At 49.6% G+C, this 16,834-nt stretch carries 16 protein-coding genes and 1 tRNA gene; 11 read left to right on the top strand and 6 right to left on the bottom strand.

Annotation, left to right across the window (positions count from 1 at the left end; all coding sequences use genetic code 11):
* Positions 1 to 96: 96 nt before the first annotated feature.
* Positions 97 to 306 carry a transcription antiterminator/RNA stability regulator CspE gene (cspE, locus tag M979_RS04230; RefSeq protein ID WP_034456078.1) on the bottom strand — a complete coding sequence of 70 codons (210 nt, stop codon included), beginning with the start codon at positions 304 to 306 and terminating at the stop codon, positions 97 to 99.
* A 368-nt stretch (positions 307 to 674) separates the two neighbouring features.
* Here cspE and M979_RS04225 point away from each other — a divergent pair, with 368 nt between their 5' ends.
* Positions 675 to 2,117, top strand: coding sequence for an MltF family protein (locus M979_RS04225; RefSeq protein WP_064553870.1), 1,443 nt, complete (start codon positions 675 to 677; stop codon positions 2,115 to 2,117).
* Positions 2,118 to 2,223: 106 nt separating this feature from the next.
* The gene (locus M979_RS04220) at positions 2,224 to 2,466 is read left to right on the top strand and encodes a DinI-like family protein (RefSeq protein WP_034456080.1); all 243 of its coding nucleotides are present in this window, start codon (positions 2,224 to 2,226) and stop codon (positions 2,464 to 2,466) included.
* A 276-nt stretch (positions 2,467 to 2,742) separates the two neighbouring features.
* On the opposite strand, the gene M979_RS04215 is transcribed toward M979_RS04220, so the two are convergent.
* The 3 genes from M979_RS04215 to icd form a co-directional block, all read right to left on the bottom strand.
* Positions 2,743 to 2,818, bottom strand: a tRNA-Thr gene (locus M979_RS04215).
* A 148-nt stretch (positions 2,819 to 2,966) separates the two neighbouring features.
* Positions 2,967 to 3,491, bottom strand: a complete 525-nt coding sequence (locus M979_RS04210; RefSeq protein ID WP_064553869.1) for a DUF1003 domain-containing protein — start codon at positions 3,489 to 3,491, stop codon at positions 2,967 to 2,969.
* Positions 3,492 to 3,610: 119 nt separating this feature from the next.
* Complete coding sequence (icd, locus tag M979_RS04205) at positions 3,611 to 4,861, bottom strand: NADP-dependent isocitrate dehydrogenase (protein ID WP_034456083.1); 1,251 nt, start codon at positions 4,859 to 4,861, stop codon at positions 3,611 to 3,613.
* A 134-nt stretch (positions 4,862 to 4,995) separates the two neighbouring features.
* Between icd and rluE the strand changes: the two genes are divergently transcribed.
* Positions 4,996 to 5,628: a 23S rRNA pseudouridine(2457) synthase RluE gene (rluE, locus tag M979_RS04200; RefSeq protein WP_064553868.1), complete on the top strand. Its 633-nt coding sequence runs from the start codon at positions 4,996 to 4,998 to the stop codon at positions 5,626 to 5,628.
* Here the strand turns inward: rluE and M979_RS04195 are convergent.
* Positions 5,623 to 6,120: a methylglyoxal synthase gene (locus tag M979_RS04195; RefSeq protein WP_051880550.1), complete on the bottom strand. Its 498-nt coding sequence runs from the start codon at positions 6,118 to 6,120 to the stop codon at positions 5,623 to 5,625. The genes rluE and M979_RS04195 overlap by 6 nt on opposite strands.
* A gap of 115 nt (positions 6,121 to 6,235) precedes the next feature.
* Between M979_RS04195 and M979_RS04190 the strand changes: the two genes are divergently transcribed.
* From M979_RS04190 to M979_RS04155, 8 genes are all read left to right on the top strand, one after another.
* On the top strand, positions 6,236 to 6,685 hold the full coding sequence (locus tag M979_RS04190; RefSeq protein ID WP_064553867.1) for an NUDIX hydrolase: 450 nt from the start codon (positions 6,236 to 6,238) through the stop codon (positions 6,683 to 6,685).
* Positions 6,686 to 6,753: 68 nt separating this feature from the next.
* Positions 6,754 to 7,860, top strand: a complete 1,107-nt coding sequence (gene mnmA / locus M979_RS04185) for a tRNA 2-thiouridine(34) synthase MnmA (protein ID WP_034456087.1) — start codon at positions 6,754 to 6,756, stop codon at positions 7,858 to 7,860.
* Positions 7,861 to 7,885: 25 nt separating this feature from the next.
* Positions 7,886 to 8,515 carry a high frequency lysogenization protein HflD gene (gene hflD, locus M979_RS04180; protein ID WP_034456089.1) on the top strand — a complete coding sequence of 210 codons (630 nt, stop codon included), beginning with the start codon at positions 7,886 to 7,888 and terminating at the stop codon, positions 8,513 to 8,515.
* A gap of 20 nt (positions 8,516 to 8,535) precedes the next feature.
* Positions 8,536 to 9,906, top strand: a complete 1,371-nt coding sequence (gene purB / locus M979_RS04175) for an adenylosuccinate lyase (RefSeq protein ID WP_064553866.1) — start codon at positions 8,536 to 8,538, stop codon at positions 9,904 to 9,906.
* Between the two features lie 135 nt (positions 9,907 to 10,041).
* Complete coding sequence (gene phoP / locus M979_RS04170) at positions 10,042 to 10,713, top strand: two-component system response regulator PhoP (RefSeq protein ID WP_064553865.1); 672 nt, start codon at positions 10,042 to 10,044, stop codon at positions 10,711 to 10,713.
* A 2-nt stretch (positions 10,714 to 10,715) separates the two neighbouring features.
* Positions 10,716 to 12,176, top strand: a complete 1,461-nt coding sequence (gene phoQ, locus M979_RS04165; protein WP_064553864.1) for a two-component system sensor histidine kinase PhoQ — start codon at positions 10,716 to 10,718, stop codon at positions 12,174 to 12,176.
* A 71-nt stretch (positions 12,177 to 12,247) separates the two neighbouring features.
* A complete protein-coding gene (locus M979_RS04160; RefSeq protein WP_034456094.1) occupies positions 12,248 to 13,369 on the top strand; it encodes a ribosomal protein uL16 3-hydroxylase in 1,122 nt (373 codons plus the stop codon).
* A 260-nt stretch (positions 13,370 to 13,629) separates the two neighbouring features.
* Complete coding sequence (locus M979_RS04155) at positions 13,630 to 14,421, top strand: MBL fold metallo-hydrolase (RefSeq protein ID WP_064553863.1); 792 nt, start codon at positions 13,630 to 13,632, stop codon at positions 14,419 to 14,421.
* A 272-nt stretch (positions 14,422 to 14,693) separates the two neighbouring features.
* On the opposite strand, the gene M979_RS04150 is transcribed toward M979_RS04155, so the two are convergent.
* Complete coding sequence (locus M979_RS04150; RefSeq protein WP_034456098.1) at positions 14,694 to 16,247, bottom strand: peptide MFS transporter; 1,554 nt, start codon at positions 16,245 to 16,247, stop codon at positions 14,694 to 14,696.
* Between the last annotated feature and the right edge of the window lie 587 nt (positions 16,248 to 16,834).

Here is a 16,834-nt window from a genome sequence, read left to right as displayed (position 1 = left end):
CGGCATTGCGCACATGGCGGGTTTATTCACTTCGACTTATCGGCTCGGGTTATTCACCGTCTTCGCATGCGTCAGTCTTAGTATGCGTTAGCAGTCTTACAGAGCAACAACGTTAGTTGCTGAAGGACCTTTAGCGCCGTTCTCAACAGAGAACTCAACTTTCTGGCCTTCGTCCAGAGTTTTGAAATCATTGCTCTGAATGGCAGAGAAGTGAACGAACACATCTTTGCTACCATTGTCAGGAGTGATGAAACCGAAACCTTTTTCTGGGTTAAACCATTTTACTAAACCAGTCATTTTAGACATAGATACTTCCTCGATATTTTATAGCCATTTAATATGGCGAACGTGGTCTGTATTGCAGAACGTTTCTTATTTAGGCACTTAGGAGGAGACTCACGAAGAAGGGGTATCTGATGACTTGATAGCGCTTGAACTGAGGACTGCTTTACTAAAACTGCTTTCATAAGGTCTGTCTTCCAAACCGATGACGCATTTACTCATAGTCGCGCATTGGAAGCAAGAATTATTTTCAAATAATAATTTTCTCATCCAGACGGCAAACCGCCCTCTATGGCTTTCGCCCATTAATGTATTGTGCGTTTTTTAATCAAATCATCATGCGCGAGCTATAGTTAAACAGTGTCCGGTTGGAAGATTTAGATGGTGTAGCAATGATCCGCTTGCTGCTTGTAGTGCTATTGATCACAGCGGTTTTGCCGATGACGCACGCAGCCACCGAAGACCCCCCTTTGAAATTCGAAACCAAAGTTAATACTGTTCTGGGTGACTTTGATGTGATGCAAAAAAGGCGCGTCGTGCGCGTTTTGATTCCATACAGTAAAACTTTCTACTTTATAGATAACGGCGGGACGCAACGTGGTGTCATGGTTGAACTGATGCAAGTGTTTGATAAACAAATTAACAAGGGCCTAAAACCCTCCCAGAAAACACATCTTCTCTTCATTCCGACCGCTCGTGATCAACTTATCCCCCAACTCATCACCGGGCATGGCGATATAATTGCAGCTAATTTGACGATTACCGAGGATCGCGAAAAACTCGTCGACTTCAGTGCCCCATTAGCAAAAAACGTTCGTGAAGTTGTTATTGCAAGTAGTAAAGCGCCTCAATTAAAGAATGTTGAATCTCTGTCGGGTAAGTCCCTGTATGTGAATCCCTCAACCAGCTACATTTCCAGTATTGACGCACTGAATAAAAGCTTAGTTGAGAAGAAACTCCCTCCGGCAGTCGTCATTAAAGCCCCTGGCAATTTTGAGCCAGAAGATATCCTGGAGATGGTGAATGCCAATCTTGCGGATTACACCGTCGTCGACAGATACCTGGCGCTATTATGGAAGCAAATTTATCCTAATCTGGTGGTATATGAAGACATTACGCTTCGTAATGATGGTTCTATCGCATTGGCTATGCGCAAAAACTCCCCGCTTCTGCGTATGCAATTAGATAAATTCACCACGACACATAAAATTGGTACTTCATTCGGAAATCAGCAAGTTTATAAATACTTGCGCAATACAAAATGGGTGAAAGATTCTCGCTCGCAAGAAGAATTAGATAAGTTTTACCAGGTAACCGAAATTTTCCGCAAATATGGTCAGCAATATAATGTCGACTGGCTATTGATGGCAGCGCAAGGCTACCAGGAGTCTCGCCTTGACCAGAAGGTGCGCAGTAAAAGCGGCGCGATTGGCGTAATGCAAGTGCTCCCTACGACCGGGAAAGAGTTAAAAGTCGGTGATATACGGTTAATCGACCCAAACATTAACGCGGGTGTGAAATATATCCGCTTTATGTGCGACCGCTATTTTGCGGACCAGCCTATGACCGAAATGAACAAACTCCTTTTCACCTTTGCTTCCTATAATGCAGGGCCAGCTAAAATTGCCCGTTTACGCAAAGAAGCCGAGGCCAAAGGTCTTGATCCCAACATCTGGTTTAACAATGTCGAACGCATTGCACAGCAGCGCATTGGCAATGAAACCGTGCAATACGTGAGCAATATCTTCAAGTATTACATTGCTTATCAATTAATCATGGAACAGATGAAAGCACGTGGACACGAGACTCCGCTTACCGGGCTTAAAACAGAATAACCCTCACATCACCCTTCTGCTGACGTTGTGTTTTTCGGGAACAGACTTGCCTTGAATACCGATATTTATTACTGTATATAAATACAGTTTTAGAAGGAGCATTTTAATGTTCGTTGAATTGGTTTACGACAAACGAAATGTAGCGGGCCTTCCCGGTGCAAATGAAAAAATTCTTGATGAACTGACCCGACGCGTTCAGGCCATTTTCCCCGATGCCGATGTCAGGGTAAAACCGATGCAAACTAATGCAGTAAACAGTGACTGTACAAAGAATGAAAAAGAAAAGATTAACCGTCTGGTCGAAGAGATGTTTGACGAAGCAGATTTTTGGTTGGTTTGTGAAGAGTAAATGTAGGCCGGCACAGTCGATAAAAACGTGGTTATTCCCGTTCTAAACTCCTGCTATCATCGGCACTACCCAAAATCTGAGCTATTTCCCAACAGGTTAAGCAATAATGAGAAAAACAACCGTAGTACTAATTGTGGTAGCAATTCTGGTTTGGCTTGCAAGCCAGCAGGGTTGGATCTAACCAATAATAAGGAAGTGCTATCCACAGCTAGCCTTCCTTTTTTCACTAAAATACAGACGAAAAAAAACCACCTGAAAGGTGGTTTTTTTAATGTATGGTGCCGACTACCGGAATCGAACTGGTGACCTACTGATTACAAGTCAGTTGCTCTACCTACTGAGCTAAGTCGGCGTGGAAAACATATTATACAAAGCCGAGCCGCTATGCAAACCTCTGCGAATCGTTCGCTCAAAAATTCAACTTATTGATTTTAAATCAACCATTCACGACGAAATAACAACTTATTTGCTTAAAATTTGGCTAATGATTTGCTGCATTCCTATTCAACCAAATGTTTATGGAGCTGCTCAGTTATTATTTCTATACGTTCGGTAAGCTGTTTTGTCACCTTTGTCAGCTCTGTATTCATTTCGATTAATTTGATCATCTGCTCGGCCTGTTCAGCTGCAACTTTTAAACGTTTCTCATTGGCCTGAGCTAAATCCTCCCTGTGCAGAGCGTCAGCTTCCGCATGTGCCTTATCTCGTTCAGCCTGCCGCGTTTGTGCCAATAAAATAAGAGGTGCCGCATAGGCGGCCTGAAGACTGAATGCCAGGTTCAATAAGATGAAGGGATAAAGATCGAAATGGCTCACCCCTGTGATATTGAGCAAGATCCAGACTAAAACTATCAGGGTTTGTGCGCCGAGAAAGAATGGCGTGCCGAAAAACCGGGCAAACGCTTCAGCTTTTAATGCAAACCAACTTTCCCCGAAGGTCGGCGCTAAGTGCTGATGAAGGCGATGGAAACGCAAATGGTCAGGATTCTTTATTGTACGAGCGGAGTCTTTAGTGGTTATCGCCATTTTTAATAATCCTCAGCCATAACAAAGAGTAATGAAACCAAAGTTTAGCAGAGGTATAGCGTCCCAATAAAAAACGGGAACCCAAAGGCTCCCGTTTCAACATTAGCAAACTTCGCTAATTACATATGTTCGATCATCGCGTCGCCAAACTCTGAACATTTCAGCAATTTAGCGCCTTCCATCAGGCGTTCGAAATCGTAAGTTACGGTTTTGGCGTTAATCGCGCCTTCCATACCTTTAACGATCAGATCAGCCGCTTCGAACCATTCCATATGGCGCAACATCATTTCTGCGGAAAGGATGATAGAACCTGGGTTCACTTTATCCTGGCCTGCATATTTTGGTGCGGTGCCGTGGGTGGCTTCGAACAGTGCACATTCGTCACCGATGTTCGCGCCTGGTGCGATACCGATACCGCCAACCTGCGCTGCCAGGGCGTCGGAGATGTAGTCACCGTTCAGGTTCATACACGCGATAACGTCATATTCAGCAGGACGCAGCAGGATCTGTTGCAGGAACGCATCAGCAATAACGTCTTTAACGACGATCTCTTTGCCGGTATTAGGGTTTTTCAGTTTCACCCATGGACCACCGTCGATCAGCTCGCCGCCGAACTCTTCACGCGCCAGTTGGTAGCCCCAGTCTTTGAAAGCACCTTCGGTGAATTTCATGATGTTGCCTTTGTGAACCAGAGTCACGGAATCACGGTCGTTGGTGATTGCGTATTCGATGGCTGCACGAACCAGGCGTTTGGTGCCTTCTTCTGAGCAAGGCTTGATGCCGATACCGCAATGTTCCGGGAAACGAATTTTCGTCACGCCCATTTCATCACGCAGGAATTTGATAACTTTCTCAGCTTCAGCGCTGTCAGCTTTCCACTCGATGCCCGCATAAATATCTTCTGAGTTTTCACGGAAGATAACCATGTTGGTCAGCTCTGGGTGTTTAACCGGGCTTGGAGTGCCCTGGTAGTAACGCACCGGACGCAGGCACACGTACAGGTCAAGTTGCTGGCGCAGAGCAACGTTCAGAGAACGAATGCCGCCGCCAACTGGCGTGGTCAGTGGCCCTTTAATCGCCACACGGTAATCACGAATCAGGTCCAGAGTTTCTTCTGGCAGCCAGACATCCTGGCCATAAAGTTGGGTAGATTTTTCGCCGGTATAGATTTCCATCCAGGAAATTTTCCGCTCGCCTTTGTAGGCCTTCTGCACGGCGGCATCAACCACTTTAATCATAGCTGGCGTCACGTCCACACCGATACCATCACCTTCAATGAAAGGAATGATTGGGTTGTGAGGAACATTCAGTTTGCCATCTTGCAGGGTGATCTTTTTACCTTCCGCCGGAACAACTACTTTGCTTTCCATTAACCTTCTCCTTCGAGCGCTTCTTTTTGTTAATGATTTGTAATGTGCGTGTCAATACTACTTGAATATCAGGCCCGCGCCAATCACTGGTGATTTCCGTTATAATGCGTTAATACCCAACGTCTGAAAACACTATGAATAAAACTTCTTTTAGAAACCAGCAAGTTAAACGATTCAGCACACAACGACCTGCCAAAAAACCACAGCATAGCGGACCGAAGCGGCTGGTTATCTTCAATAAACCCTATGATGTGCTACCGCAATTCACCGACGAATCCGGGCGCCGCACGTTAAAAGATTACATACCGTTACAAGGAATTTACGCAGCTGGCCGTCTGGATCGCGATAGCGAAGGCTTACTGGTGTTAACCAATGACGGCGTATTACAGGCAAAGCTGACTGAACCTGGCAAACGCACCGGTAAAATTTATTTCGTGCAGGTTGAAGGTGTGCCGACGGAAGAAGCGCTGGAATCTTTGCGAAATGGCGTGACGCTCAACGATGGTCCAACCCTGCCAGCAGGAGCTGAATTAGTTGATGAGCCAACGTGGATCTGGGCACGTAATCCACCGATTCGTGAACGCAAGGCCATTCCAACCAGTTGGTTGAAAATCACTTTATATGAAGGGCGTAATCGTCAGGTTAGGCGAATGACGGCGCATGTCGGTTACCCGACGCTGCGCCTGGTTCGTTATGCAATGGGGACACTGGAACTGGCAGATTTAGCGCCGGGAGAATGGCGCGAAATCCCAATGGACACGCTATAAAAGATGCTGCGTATGTACACCGTTTTGAGTCACATGAGAAACGCGGCTGCTCAGGAACGCATCGCCATCGGGCACCGTGATTTCCAGCGCCTGCTCAAATAACGATGAGTTAATCAGGAAATTTGCGCTGCACGCGTTACTGGCAATCGGGATGTTCCAGGCCGTTGCCAGCCGCATCAGTGCTTTGACATCAGAGTGATGTGGCACCGCGCTAAGCGGGTCCCAGAAGAAAATCAGTACGTCAATCTGGCCTGATGCAATCAGATATCCGAGCTGTTGGTCGCCCCCTATCGAACCACTCATTAGCGCCAGAACAGATAACCGAGTGTGTGCCTGCAATAGGTTTCCGGTGGTACCCGTTGCGTAGATGATATGGTGGCTAAGAGCCGTCTGGTTATCAACCGCCCAGTTCAGTAAGTCGGGTTTACAAGGATCGTGAGCTACTAAAGCGATACGTTTCTGTTGCGGCATAATACGCGTGGTAAGCTGCATGATGGTGCCCTCGTGGGATTTTTGAAATCCAACAAAGTATAGGTCACAGGAAAATATGTGATCCAGATCACTTTCTAATGATCGTACTAACGAATTTAAGACAGGATAAATAACGATGTTTAAACCGCACGTTACCGTCGCCTGCGTGGTTCAGGCACAAGAGAAATTTTTAATCGTTGAAGAAACAATCAATGGCAAAGCCACGTGGAATCAGCCTGCCGGGCACCTTGAAGCTGATGAAACGTTAATAGAAGCCGCTAAGCGCGAATTATATGAAGAAACCGGTATTTATGCGCAACCACAAACGTTTATCCGTATGCACCAATGGATAGCCCCGGATAAAACCCCTTTTCTGCGATTCCTGTTTTCCATCGATCTTGACGAACAACTCCCGACAACGCCACACGATAGCGATATCGATCGTTGTTTATGGCTTGATGCGCAACAAATTGTTAACGCTGATAATCTGCGCTCGCCGCTGGTTGCCGAAAGTATCCGCTGCTACCAACGTGCTGAACGTTATCCGCTCAGCATACTGGGCGCATTTAACTGGCCGTTTAGTTAGGGGTGATAGCTTTGGGGATGCGTGATAGAATACGCCGCCTTATAAGTTCAATGTCGTGAGTTACTCCAATGTCTGAAAGCCCAAAAAAAGTGATCGTCGGGATGTCCGGCGGTGTCGATTCCTCCGTTTCCGCTTACCTGTTGCAACAACAAGGTTACAAGGTGGAAGGCCTGTTCATGAAGAACTGGGAAGAGGATGATGGCGAGGAGTACTGCACTGCTGCTGCTGATTTAGCTGATGCGCAAGCCGTTTGCGACAAGCTCGGCATTGAACTGCACACCGTAAACTTTGCCGCAGAATACTGGGATAACGTGTTTGAACACTTCCTGGAAGAGTACAAAGCCGGGCGTACACCTAACCCGGATATTCTGTGCAACAAAGAGATCAAATTTAAAGCCTTCCTCGAATTTGCCGCCGAAGATTTAGGTGCCGATTATATCGCCACCGGTCACTACGTGCGCCGCGAGGATGTGGACGGTAAAAGCCGCCTGCTGCGCGGTTTAGACAATAATAAAGATCAAAGCTACTTCCTTTATACCCTGGGGCACGAGCAAATCGCACAGAGCCTGTTCCCGGTAGGTGAACTGGAAAAGCCAGAAGTGCGCCGCATTGCTGAAGAGTTAGATTTGATCACCGCGAAGAAAAAAGACTCCACCGGTATCTGTTTTATCGGCGAGCGCAAATTCCGCGAATTTCTTGGCCGTTACCTGCCTGCACAACCAGGTAAAATTCTTACCGTTGATGGCGAACACATTGGTGAGCATCAGGGTTTGATGTACCACACGCTCGGGCAACGCAAAGGTCTGGGTATCGGCGGCACTAAAGAAGGCAGCGAAGATCCATGGTATGTGGTCGATAAAGACGTCGAAAACAATATTCTGGTAGTTGCTCAGGGTAGTGAGCATCCGCGTTTGATGTCCGTTGGCTTGATTGCACAACAATTACATTGGGTTGACCGTGAAACACTGACCGAACCGCTCAAGTGCACCGTTAAAACTCGCTATCGCCAGGCTGACCTTCCATGCGTGATTACACCTCTGGATGCCGATCGTATTGAAGTGCGTTTTGATGAACCTGTTGCTGCCGTAACGCCCGGCCAGTCTGCCGTGTTTTACCTGGGCGAAATCTGCCTCGGCGGTGGTGTTATTGAGCAGCGTCTGCCGCTCACTGTTTAAAAATTGTCAGCAAGGAAGAAGCTCCGTGGCCAAGAATTACTATGACATCACCATCGCACTGGCAGGGATCTGCCAGTCTGCCCGTCTGGTTCAGCAATTGGCACACCAGGGGCATTGCGATAACGATGCGCTGCATGTCTCGTTGAACAGCGTTATCGATCAAAACCCGGGCTCCACGCTGGATGTTTTTGGTGGCAACGAAGCTAACCTTAAACTCGGTCTGGAAACTTTGCTGGGCGTGTTGAACGCCAGTAATCGCCAGGGGCTGAACGCCGAACTGACGCGCTACACATTAAGCCTGATGGTGCTGGAACGTAAGCTTCACGGCAGCAAAGGTGCCATGGACAAACTCGGCTCAAGCATTGCCGGGTTGCAACGTCAGCTTGAACATTTTGATCTTGAGTCCGACACGCTTCTGAGCGCCATGGCCGGGATTTATGTTGATGTGATTAGCCCATTAGGCCCACGTATTCAGGTCACCGGCTCCCCTGCAGTGCTGCAAAGCCCGCAGGTGCAAAGTAAAGTACGCGCCTCACTGCTGGCTGGTATTCGCGCCGCCGTGTTATGGCATCAAGTTGGCGGTGGCCGCTTGCAGTTAATGTTTTCTCGTAGTCGCCTGTGTGCTCAGGCCAAACAAATTCTTGCTCAATGTTAACCTCTCTGGAGTTGTAACTTATGGAATTATCCTCACTGACCGCCGTTTCCCCCGTTGATGGACGTTACGGCGACAAAGTCAGCGCTCTGCGCGCTATTTTCAGCGAATTTGGTTTGCTGAAATTCCGCGTACAAGTCGAAGTACGTTGGCTGCAAAAACTGGCCACGCACGCAGCGATCAAGGAAGTTCCTGCTTTTGACGCAGACGCAAACGGTTACCTTGATAAAATTGTGGCTGAGTTCAGTGAAGAAGATGCCGCGCGCATCAAAACCATTGAACGCACCACCAATCACGACGTAAAAGCGGTTGAATATTTTCTGAAGGAAAAAGTGGCGGCCATCCCTGCCCTGCATGCGGTATCTGAATTTATTCACTTCGCCTGTACTTCAGAAGATATCAACAACCTGTCCCACGCGTTGATGCTGCAAACCGCCCGTCAGGACGTGGTTCTGCCGTACTGGCGTAAAGTTATCGACGCGGTGAAAGACCTGTCGGTTCAGTATCGTGATATTCCTCTGCTCTCCCGTACCCACGGCCAGCCTGCAACCCCATCAACAATGGGTAAAGAGATGGCAAACGTGGCGTATCGTATGGAGCGCCAGTTCCGCCAGTTAGAGAAAGTGGACATTCTGGGCAAAATCAATGGTGCGGTAGGTAACTATAACGCCCACATGGTGGCATACCCGGAAGTTGACTGGCACCAGTTCAGTGAGGAGTTCGTGACTTCTCTGGGCATCCAGTGGAACCCGTACACCACACAGATCGAACCACACGATTACATCGCTGAGCTGTTTGATTGCATCGCCCGCTTTAACACCATTCTGATCGACTTCGATCGTGACGTCTGGGGTTACATCGCGCTAAACCACTTCAAGCAGAAAACCATCGCAGGTGAAATCGGCTCTTCCACTATGCCGCACAAAGTTAACCCAATTGACTTCGAAAACTCGGAAGGTAACCTGGGCCTGTCTAACGCTATGTTGCAACACCTGGCGAGCAAACTGCCTGTTTCCCGTTGGCAGCGCGACCTGACTGACTCCACCGTGCTGCGTAACCTGGGCGTCGGTATTGGCTATGCGCTGATTGCATACCAGTCCACCCTGAAAGGTGTGAGCAAGCTGGAAGTGAACCGTGACCGTCTGCTGGCGGAACTGGATCTCAACTGGGAAGTGCTGGCTGAACCAATTCAGACCGTTATGCGCCGTTACGGCATTGAGAAGCCGTACGAGAAACTCAAAGAGCTGACTCGCGGCAAACGCGTGGATGCTGAAGGCATGAAGCAGTTTATCGATAGCCTTGAGCTGCCAGAAGAGGAAAAAACTCGCCTGAAAGCGATGACTCCGGCTAACTATATTGGCCGCGCCATCACCATGGTTGACGAGCTAAAATAATCAGCCAACGCCACCCTACGCGGTGGCGTTTTTTCATCCCCGCCTCACCCTCATGATTGTTTATTCAAGGTTTACCCCTCCTGCACCATAATTAGCGTTAAACTATCAAAGCTATTTATTTATTGGGGAAATGCGATGCGTGTTCTGGTTGTGGAAGACAATGCACTGTTACGCCACCATCTTCAGGTGCAGCTGCGGGAAGCGGGTCATCAGGTCGATGCTGCTGAAGATGCTAAAGAAGCCGACTATTTTCTGAGTGAACATACCCCCGATATTGCCATTGTCGATTTAGGCCTGCCCGATGAAGATGGCCTGAGCCTGATTCGCCGCTGGCGCAGCCATGATGTGACTATCCCCATCCTGGTTCTTACCGCGCGTGAAGGCTGGCAGGACAAGGTTGAAGTGCTGGGTGCGGGTGCGGATGATTACGTGACCAAGCCGTTTCATCTCGAGGAAGTCGTCGCCCGCATGCAGGTGTTAATGCGCCGCAACAGCGGGCTGGCGTCGCAGGTTATTTCCCTGCCTCCTTTCCACGTCGATTTGTCGCGCCGCGAACTCCTGATCAACGACAACCTAATCAAGTTAACCGCCTTTGAATACACCATCATGGAAACGCTGATTCGTAACAACGGCAAAGTGGTTAGCAAAGATTCACTCATGCTCCAGCTTTACCCCGATGCCGAACTGCGCGAAAGCCACACCATTGATGTATTAATGGGACGTCTGCGCAAGAAGATCCTGGCTGAATACCCCCACGAAGCCATCACCACGGTGCGTGGTCAGGGCTATCGCTTCGATCTGCGTTAACCATGAAATTCATCCGACATTTTTTACCGTTATCGTTACGAGTTCGCTTTTTACTCGCAACCGCCGCCGTGGTTTTGGTGCTGTCACTGGCCTACGGCGTTGTGGCACTGGTGGGTTATAACATCAGTTTTGATAAAACCACTTTCCGTTTGCTGCGCGGTGAGAGCAACCTGTTTTATACCCTTGCAACCTACGAGAACGGCAAGATAAATGTCGTGCTTCCTGAAAACCTGAATCTGAAAACTCCGACCATGGCCCTTATCTACGATGATAAAGGCAAGCTGATGTGGGCTCAGCGTGATTTGCCACATGTGGTGCAGCAAATTAAAAAAGAGTGGCTCGTCACCGATGGTTTTCACGACCTGGAGGCCAATTTTGATACCAGCCATGAATTGTTAGGCAACGACCAAAACCTCCAGAACCAGCTAAAAGATTTTTATGATGGCGACTATAGCGATGAAGTCAGCCACTCCGTAGCGATCAACAAATACCCGGCGATGGGCAAAATGCCCGCCTTAACTATTGTGGTTGTCGACACTATTCCTATCGAGTTAAAACGCTCGTATACAGTCTGGAGTTTGTTTACCTGTGTTTTCCTCGCCAACCTGTTGTTGGTTATACCCTTGCTTTGGGTAGCCGCCCGCTGGAGCTTACGCCCTATCGAAGAGTTGGCAAAAGAAGTGCGCGAGCTGGAAAAACATGACCGGGATAGCCTTAACCCCGAAACCACACGCGAGCTGACAAGCCTTGTACGCAATCTCAACCGCCTGCTGCGCACTGAACGTGACCGTTACGATAAATACCGCACCACTCTTACCGACTTAACACACAGTCTGAAGACACCGCTGGCGGTGTTACAAAGTACCTTGCGATCAATGCGCACTAAGAAGCTGAGTATCGAAGAGGCGGAACCGGTAATGCTTGAGCAAATCAGCCGTATCTCACAGCAAATTGGCTATTACCTGCATCGCGCCAGCATGCGCGGAGACAGTGCACTAATCAGCCGGGAGCTTCATCCGGTTGCACCATTACTCGACAGCCTGTGTTCCGCGCTCAATAAAGTTTACCAACGCAAAGGGGTGAATATCTCGCTGGATATTTCACCGGAAATTACCTTTGTGGGTGAGAAAAATGACTTTATGGAGGTGATGGGCAATGTGCTGGATAACGCCTGCAAATATTGCCTTGAATTTGTTGAAATCTCTGGCCGCCAGCTCGATGACACGCTGCACTTAATCGTTGATGATGACGGGCCAGGTATTCCTGAAAGCAAACGCAATATGGTGTTTGACCGTGGGCAACGTGCAGACACCTTACGACCGGGCCAGGGAGTGGGTTTATCCGTCGCACGTGAAATCGTCGAACAATATGACGGAGAGATTCTGACCTCAAACTGCGAACTGGGTGGCGCACGTATGGAAGTGATTTTTGCGCGCCAGCGTCCAGACCGAGAAGAAGATTAAAAATACTCCCGTAACGGCGGGCGCCATCCGTTATAATCCTCGGCAGGCTCCTTCACCTGCCGGATAATAATATGGACTATCAACTCGACCTAAACTGGCCCGATTTCATCGCGAACTACTGGCAGAAACGCCCGGTTGTTCTAAAACGTGGCTTCAAAAACTTCATCGACCCAATCTCCCCGGATGAACTGGCAGGCCTTGCTATGGAAAACGAGGTGGATAGCCGCCTGGTCAGCCATAACGACGGCAGATGGCAAGTCAGCCACGGCCCGTTCCAGAGCTACGATCATCTGGGCGAAAACAACTGGTCTTTACTGGTTCAGGCAGTTAACCACTGGCATGAACAAAGTGCCCGCCTGATGCGCCCATTCCGCGCCCTGCCGGACTGGCGAATTGACGATCTGATGATCTCTTTCTCGGTTCCAGGCGGCGGCGTTGGCCCGCATTTCGACCAGTATGACGTGTTTATCATTCAGGGCGTTGGCCGCCGCCGCTGGCGTGTTGGGGAAAAAGTTGCCCTGAAACAACACTGCCCTCATCCCGACTTACTGCAAGTTGAACCGTTCGACGCCATCATCGATGAAGAGCTGGAGCCGGGCGATATTATCTATATCCCGCCAGGTTTCCCGCACGAAGGTTACTCGCTGGAAAACTCGATGAACTACTCGGTCGGCTTCCGCGCGCCAAGTGGACGCGAGCTGATTAGTGGTTTTGCCGATTACGTGCTGCAACGTGAACTGGGCAGCCAGCGTTATACCGACCCTGACGTGCCTGCGCGCCAGCACCCGGCTGATGTTCTGCCGCAGGAAATGGATAAGTTACGCGAAATGATGCTGGAACTTATCAACCAGCCAGAGCATTTTAAAACCTGGTTTGGTGAGTTTGTTTCCCAGTCGCGCCATGAACTGGACGTTGCACCACCAGAGCCACCCTATCAGCCTGACGAGATTTACGATGCGCTGAAACAGGGTGATGCCATTACTCGACTGGGTGGGCTGCGCGTGCTGCGTATTGCCGACGAGATTTACGTTAACGGTGAGAAAATTGACAGCCCGCATCGCCCGGCGCTTGAAGCCCTGGCGAGCAACATCACACTGAAAGCAGAAATGTTTGGTGATGCGCTGGAAGACCCGTCGTTCCTGGCAATGCTGGCGGCACTGGTTAACAGTGGATACTGGTATTTCGAAGACTAAAACCTCTCCCCGGCCTTCTCAGCTATTGACTTGCTAAGAAGGCAGGGAAACGCAACCATCGTCGCTTTCACATCGTTAATATAAAAAACTCCGCAAGGCCCCGCTTGCCAATATTTTCCCACTGTGCTTGATGAACCCACTCTTTAACCTCGAATTTCCTGACATTTAACGACTATAAACAGTCGCAATTATAGACAAACCGGCTTAATCGGCACTGCTACCTTTATAACAAACCTAACAGGAGCAATAAGGACGCCTTAATGATCACATTATGCAAAGCCTGCGGCACATCCTTCGAGTCCACCCATTCCCATCCGGAACACTGCAACATCTGTGAAGATGAGCGCCAGTACGTGCCCGTAACGGGGCAGGAATGGGTTGAGCTGGACACGCTTGTCGCTTCACACACAAATAAGTGGCAGCAGCAGGAGCCCGATCTGTTCAGCATCCAGACGGTTCCTGAGTTTGCGATTGGTCAGCGCGCTTTTATTCTGAGAACGCCAGAAGGTAATATTTTGTGGGACTGCATAGCCAATCTCGACGACGCCACAAAAACACTGATTTCCTCCCTGGGCGGGCTTAAAGCTATCGCTATTTCACATCCTCATTACTACACCACCATGCAGGACTGGGCCGCCGAATTCGACGCCCCGATTTATCTGCATGCCCACGATCGCCAGTGGGTCATGCGCGAGAGTCCTTACATCAAGTTTTGGGAAGGCGACACCCTCGAGTTGGCCGCAGGCGTCAGCCTGATACGTCTTGGCGGGCACTTCGCTGGCGGCAGTGTTCTTCACTGGGCAAAGGGCGAAGGCGTACTGCTGGCGGGGGACATCGTTCAGGTCACGCCTGGCGCTGATGCCGTATCCTTTATGTGGAGCTATCCGAATATGCTGCCACTGTCGGCCGCGACAGTCAGCGATATTACGCGCCGCTTGGGCACGTTGAAATTTAAAAGACTCTACGGTGCGTTTGAAGGAAAGAACATCAGGGAAAATGCCGATGACATCGTGAATCGCTCGGGCAAAAAGTATCTTTCCTGTATTGCCTAACCGGTTTCCTTTAAATAGTTTGCTGGCTCATTCTTATATTTTTTGAGGCTGTTCCAGAGCACAAAAAAGCCGATCTTTCGATCGGCCCAGATTGCTGACAAAAGGTGATGAATGGATTTTGTAGGGGGGATAAGCGTTAGCGTCATCCACCATTTTCGCCAGTTTTGTCGGATGACGCTGCGCTTATCCGACCTACGAAAAGGTTTGTCATTAGTCTCAGCCGATCTTTCGATCGGCCTTGTAGTGGTTCAGCGATTAGTTACGCTTTCGCATCACGCATTGGTCACCGGTTTTTGCTCAGGCTTCGTCTGGGCGTTTTCCAGCATGCGACGCACTGGCACAATCAGCACCAGCAGCACGGCGGCGCAAATCAGCAGCGCGATAGAGCAGCGTGCAAAGAGGTCCGGCAGCATATCCAACTGGTCTGCTTTAACGTGGCCACCAATCAAGCCAGCCGCCAGATTACCCAACGCACTTGCGCAGAACCACAGCCCCATCATCTGGCCGCGCATTCTTTCCGGCGCCAGCAGCGTCATCGTCGCAAGCCCTATTGGGCTCAGGCACAGCTCGCCGAGCGTCAGCATCAGAATGCTGCCCACCAGCCAGAATGGCGATACACCCGCCCCGCCGCTGTTCAGCACATTTTCCGCCGCCAGCATCATCACGCCAAAGCCCGCCGCGGCACACAAGATACCGATGACAAACTTGGTAATACTGCTCGGACGCACGCCTTTGCGCGCAAGCATTGGCCACGCCCAGCTAAACACCGGTGCCAGCAAAATGATGAACAGCGCATTGATGGACTGGAACCACACGGCAGGGATTTCAAAATCGCCGATCATGCGGTTGGTGTAGTCGTTAGCGAACAGGTTGAACGAAGTCGGTTTTTGCTCAAATGCCGACCAGAAGAACGCTGCGGACACCAGCAGAATAAAGCAGACCAGCAGCCTGGCGCGCTCTTTACGGTTCAGACCCGCAAACACAAACAGATAGATAAAGTACAGGGCAACGGAAGCTGCGATCACGTAAACCAGCACGCTGGCAACCGCGACAGGATTAATAACAATCACGCCCTGCGCTATCAGCGTAACCACGACAGCCACGCCAATCGCCAGCGCCATCAGCCAGGCACCTACACCTTTTTTCTTCGCCACCGGGCTGTTCCAGGTGGAGTCCAGGCCAACTTCGCTGTCATAACGCTTCATCGACGGAACGGCGAACACGCGGAAGATCACCAACGCCACCAGCATCCCGATACCGCCGATGCCAAAGCCCCAGTGCCAACCATGGGTTTTTATTAGCCAGCCGGAGATTAGCGGAGCGATAAACGAACCCATGTTGATGCCCATATAGAATAGCGAGAACCCGCCGTCGCGACGCGCATCGCCTTTTTTATACAGTGTCCCGACCATCACCGAGATGCAGGTCTTGAACAGCCCGGAACCGAGCACGATAAACATCAGGCCGATGAAGAACAGGCTGTCGCCCATAAATGCGGAGAGCGCGATGGACAGGTGACCGAGGGCGATAAGAATCGATCCGTACCAGACCGCCTTCTGCTGGCCGAGCCAGTTGTCAGCCAGCCATCCACCCGGCAGCGCGGCCAGATACATGCTACCGGCAAAGATCCCGACGATAGCCGAGGCATTTTCACGCGCAAGCCCCATACCACCGTCGTAAACCGTGGCCGCCATAAACAGGATCAGTAGCGGACGAATGCCGTAAAACGAGAACCGCTCCCACATTTCAGTAAAGAACAGTGAGCCTAGCGGATAAGGATGGCCGAAAAAGGTCCGGCTTTCGTTTTTATTAACAGAGGAATGCATAAATTCTCCATGGAAGTGTGTCGGCGTGCCTGTAGCACCAGAATGCATGGCGGCTATTTGAATGACTGCCGCTTTTAACATTCAGAAATTATTATTTAACCATTTGATAACTAGTTACTGGTTTTGTCTAGTGCCAGGCGCAGGACTTTAAGATGAAAAGTCGACGATTGTCTACTTTTTCAGATTTTTTGTCGGGTGACGGGAGAGAGTTATTGACTTTGAAGGTTCGGATAAATAAAAAATTTATGCCTTATTAAACAGTTTGTTATATATAAATAATAAAGTTTTTGGCGCTTTCAGGGCTTATGAGTTTGTTAGCCAGTCGCATCATAAATTTTCCGTTGCACCGCCACAGCAGTCATCCAAACGCTACGAGATTTATGATTCACTGAACCAAGGCCTCACCAGAGAGCACAACCTGCGGTGCTCTCGAGCAACGATAAGACTAAAACTCTGAGCACTATTGGAACCATCATCCCGATCCCCTTACCGCTGGTCATGATGTACAGATATGCCACCAGCCTCTGCCTATGAGGTAAATTACGGCATGTAACGCGGCGCTGATGAAATCATCTGGCGTCGAGCTT

The sequence above is a fragment of the Buttiauxella noackiae ATCC 51607 genome (assembly GCF_001654865.1).
GTDB classification, from domain to species: domain Bacteria; phylum Pseudomonadota; class Gammaproteobacteria; order Enterobacterales; family Enterobacteriaceae; genus Buttiauxella; species Buttiauxella noackiae.
Note: the sequence above shows the minus strand (reverse complement) of the source record. Positions and strands in the feature narration are given on the sequence as shown.

Excerpts from the sequence above, each read along its gene's own strand:
- M979_RS04190 (WP_064553867.1), top strand. The coding sequence starts at position 6,236 with ATGTTTAAACCGCACGTTACCGTCGCCTGCGTGGTTCAGGCACAAGAG.
- M979_RS04155 (WP_064553863.1), top strand. The coding sequence starts at position 13,630 with ATGATCACATTATGCAAAGCCTGCGGCACATCCTTCGAGTCCACCCAT.
- purB (WP_064553866.1), top strand. The coding sequence starts at position 8,536 with ATGGAATTATCCTCACTGACCGCCGTTTCCCCCGTTGATGGACGTTAC.
- mnmA (WP_034456087.1), top strand. The coding sequence starts at position 6,754 with ATGTCTGAAAGCCCAAAAAAAGTGATCGTCGGGATGTCCGGCGGTGTC.
- M979_RS04160 (WP_034456094.1), top strand. The coding sequence starts at position 12,248 with ATGGACTATCAACTCGACCTAAACTGGCCCGATTTCATCGCGAACTAC.
- M979_RS04150 (WP_034456098.1), bottom strand. The coding sequence starts at position 16,247 with ATGCATTCCTCTGTTAATAAAAACGAAAGCCGGACCTTTTTCGGCCAT.
- cspE (WP_034456078.1), bottom strand. The coding sequence starts at position 306 with ATGTCTAAAATGACTGGTTTAGTAAAATGGTTTAACCCAGAAAAAGGT.
- M979_RS04195 (WP_051880550.1), bottom strand. The coding sequence starts at position 6,120 with ATGCAGCTTACCACGCGTATTATGCCGCAACAGAAACGTATCGCTTTA.
- phoP (WP_064553865.1), top strand. The coding sequence starts at position 10,042 with ATGCGTGTTCTGGTTGTGGAAGACAATGCACTGTTACGCCACCATCTT.
- M979_RS04220 (WP_034456080.1), top strand. The coding sequence starts at position 2,224 with ATGTTCGTTGAATTGGTTTACGACAAACGAAATGTAGCGGGCCTTCCC.
- rluE (WP_064553868.1), top strand. The coding sequence starts at position 4,996 with ATGAATAAAACTTCTTTTAGAAACCAGCAAGTTAAACGATTCAGCACA.
- M979_RS04210 (WP_064553869.1), bottom strand. The coding sequence starts at position 3,491 with ATGGCGATAACCACTAAAGACTCCGCTCGTACAATAAAGAATCCTGAC.
- icd (WP_034456083.1), bottom strand. The coding sequence starts at position 4,861 with ATGGAAAGCAAAGTAGTTGTTCCGGCGGAAGGTAAAAAGATCACCCTG.
- phoQ (WP_064553864.1), top strand. The coding sequence starts at position 10,716 with ATGAAATTCATCCGACATTTTTTACCGTTATCGTTACGAGTTCGCTTT.
- M979_RS04225 (WP_064553870.1), top strand. The coding sequence starts at position 675 with ATGATCCGCTTGCTGCTTGTAGTGCTATTGATCACAGCGGTTTTGCCG.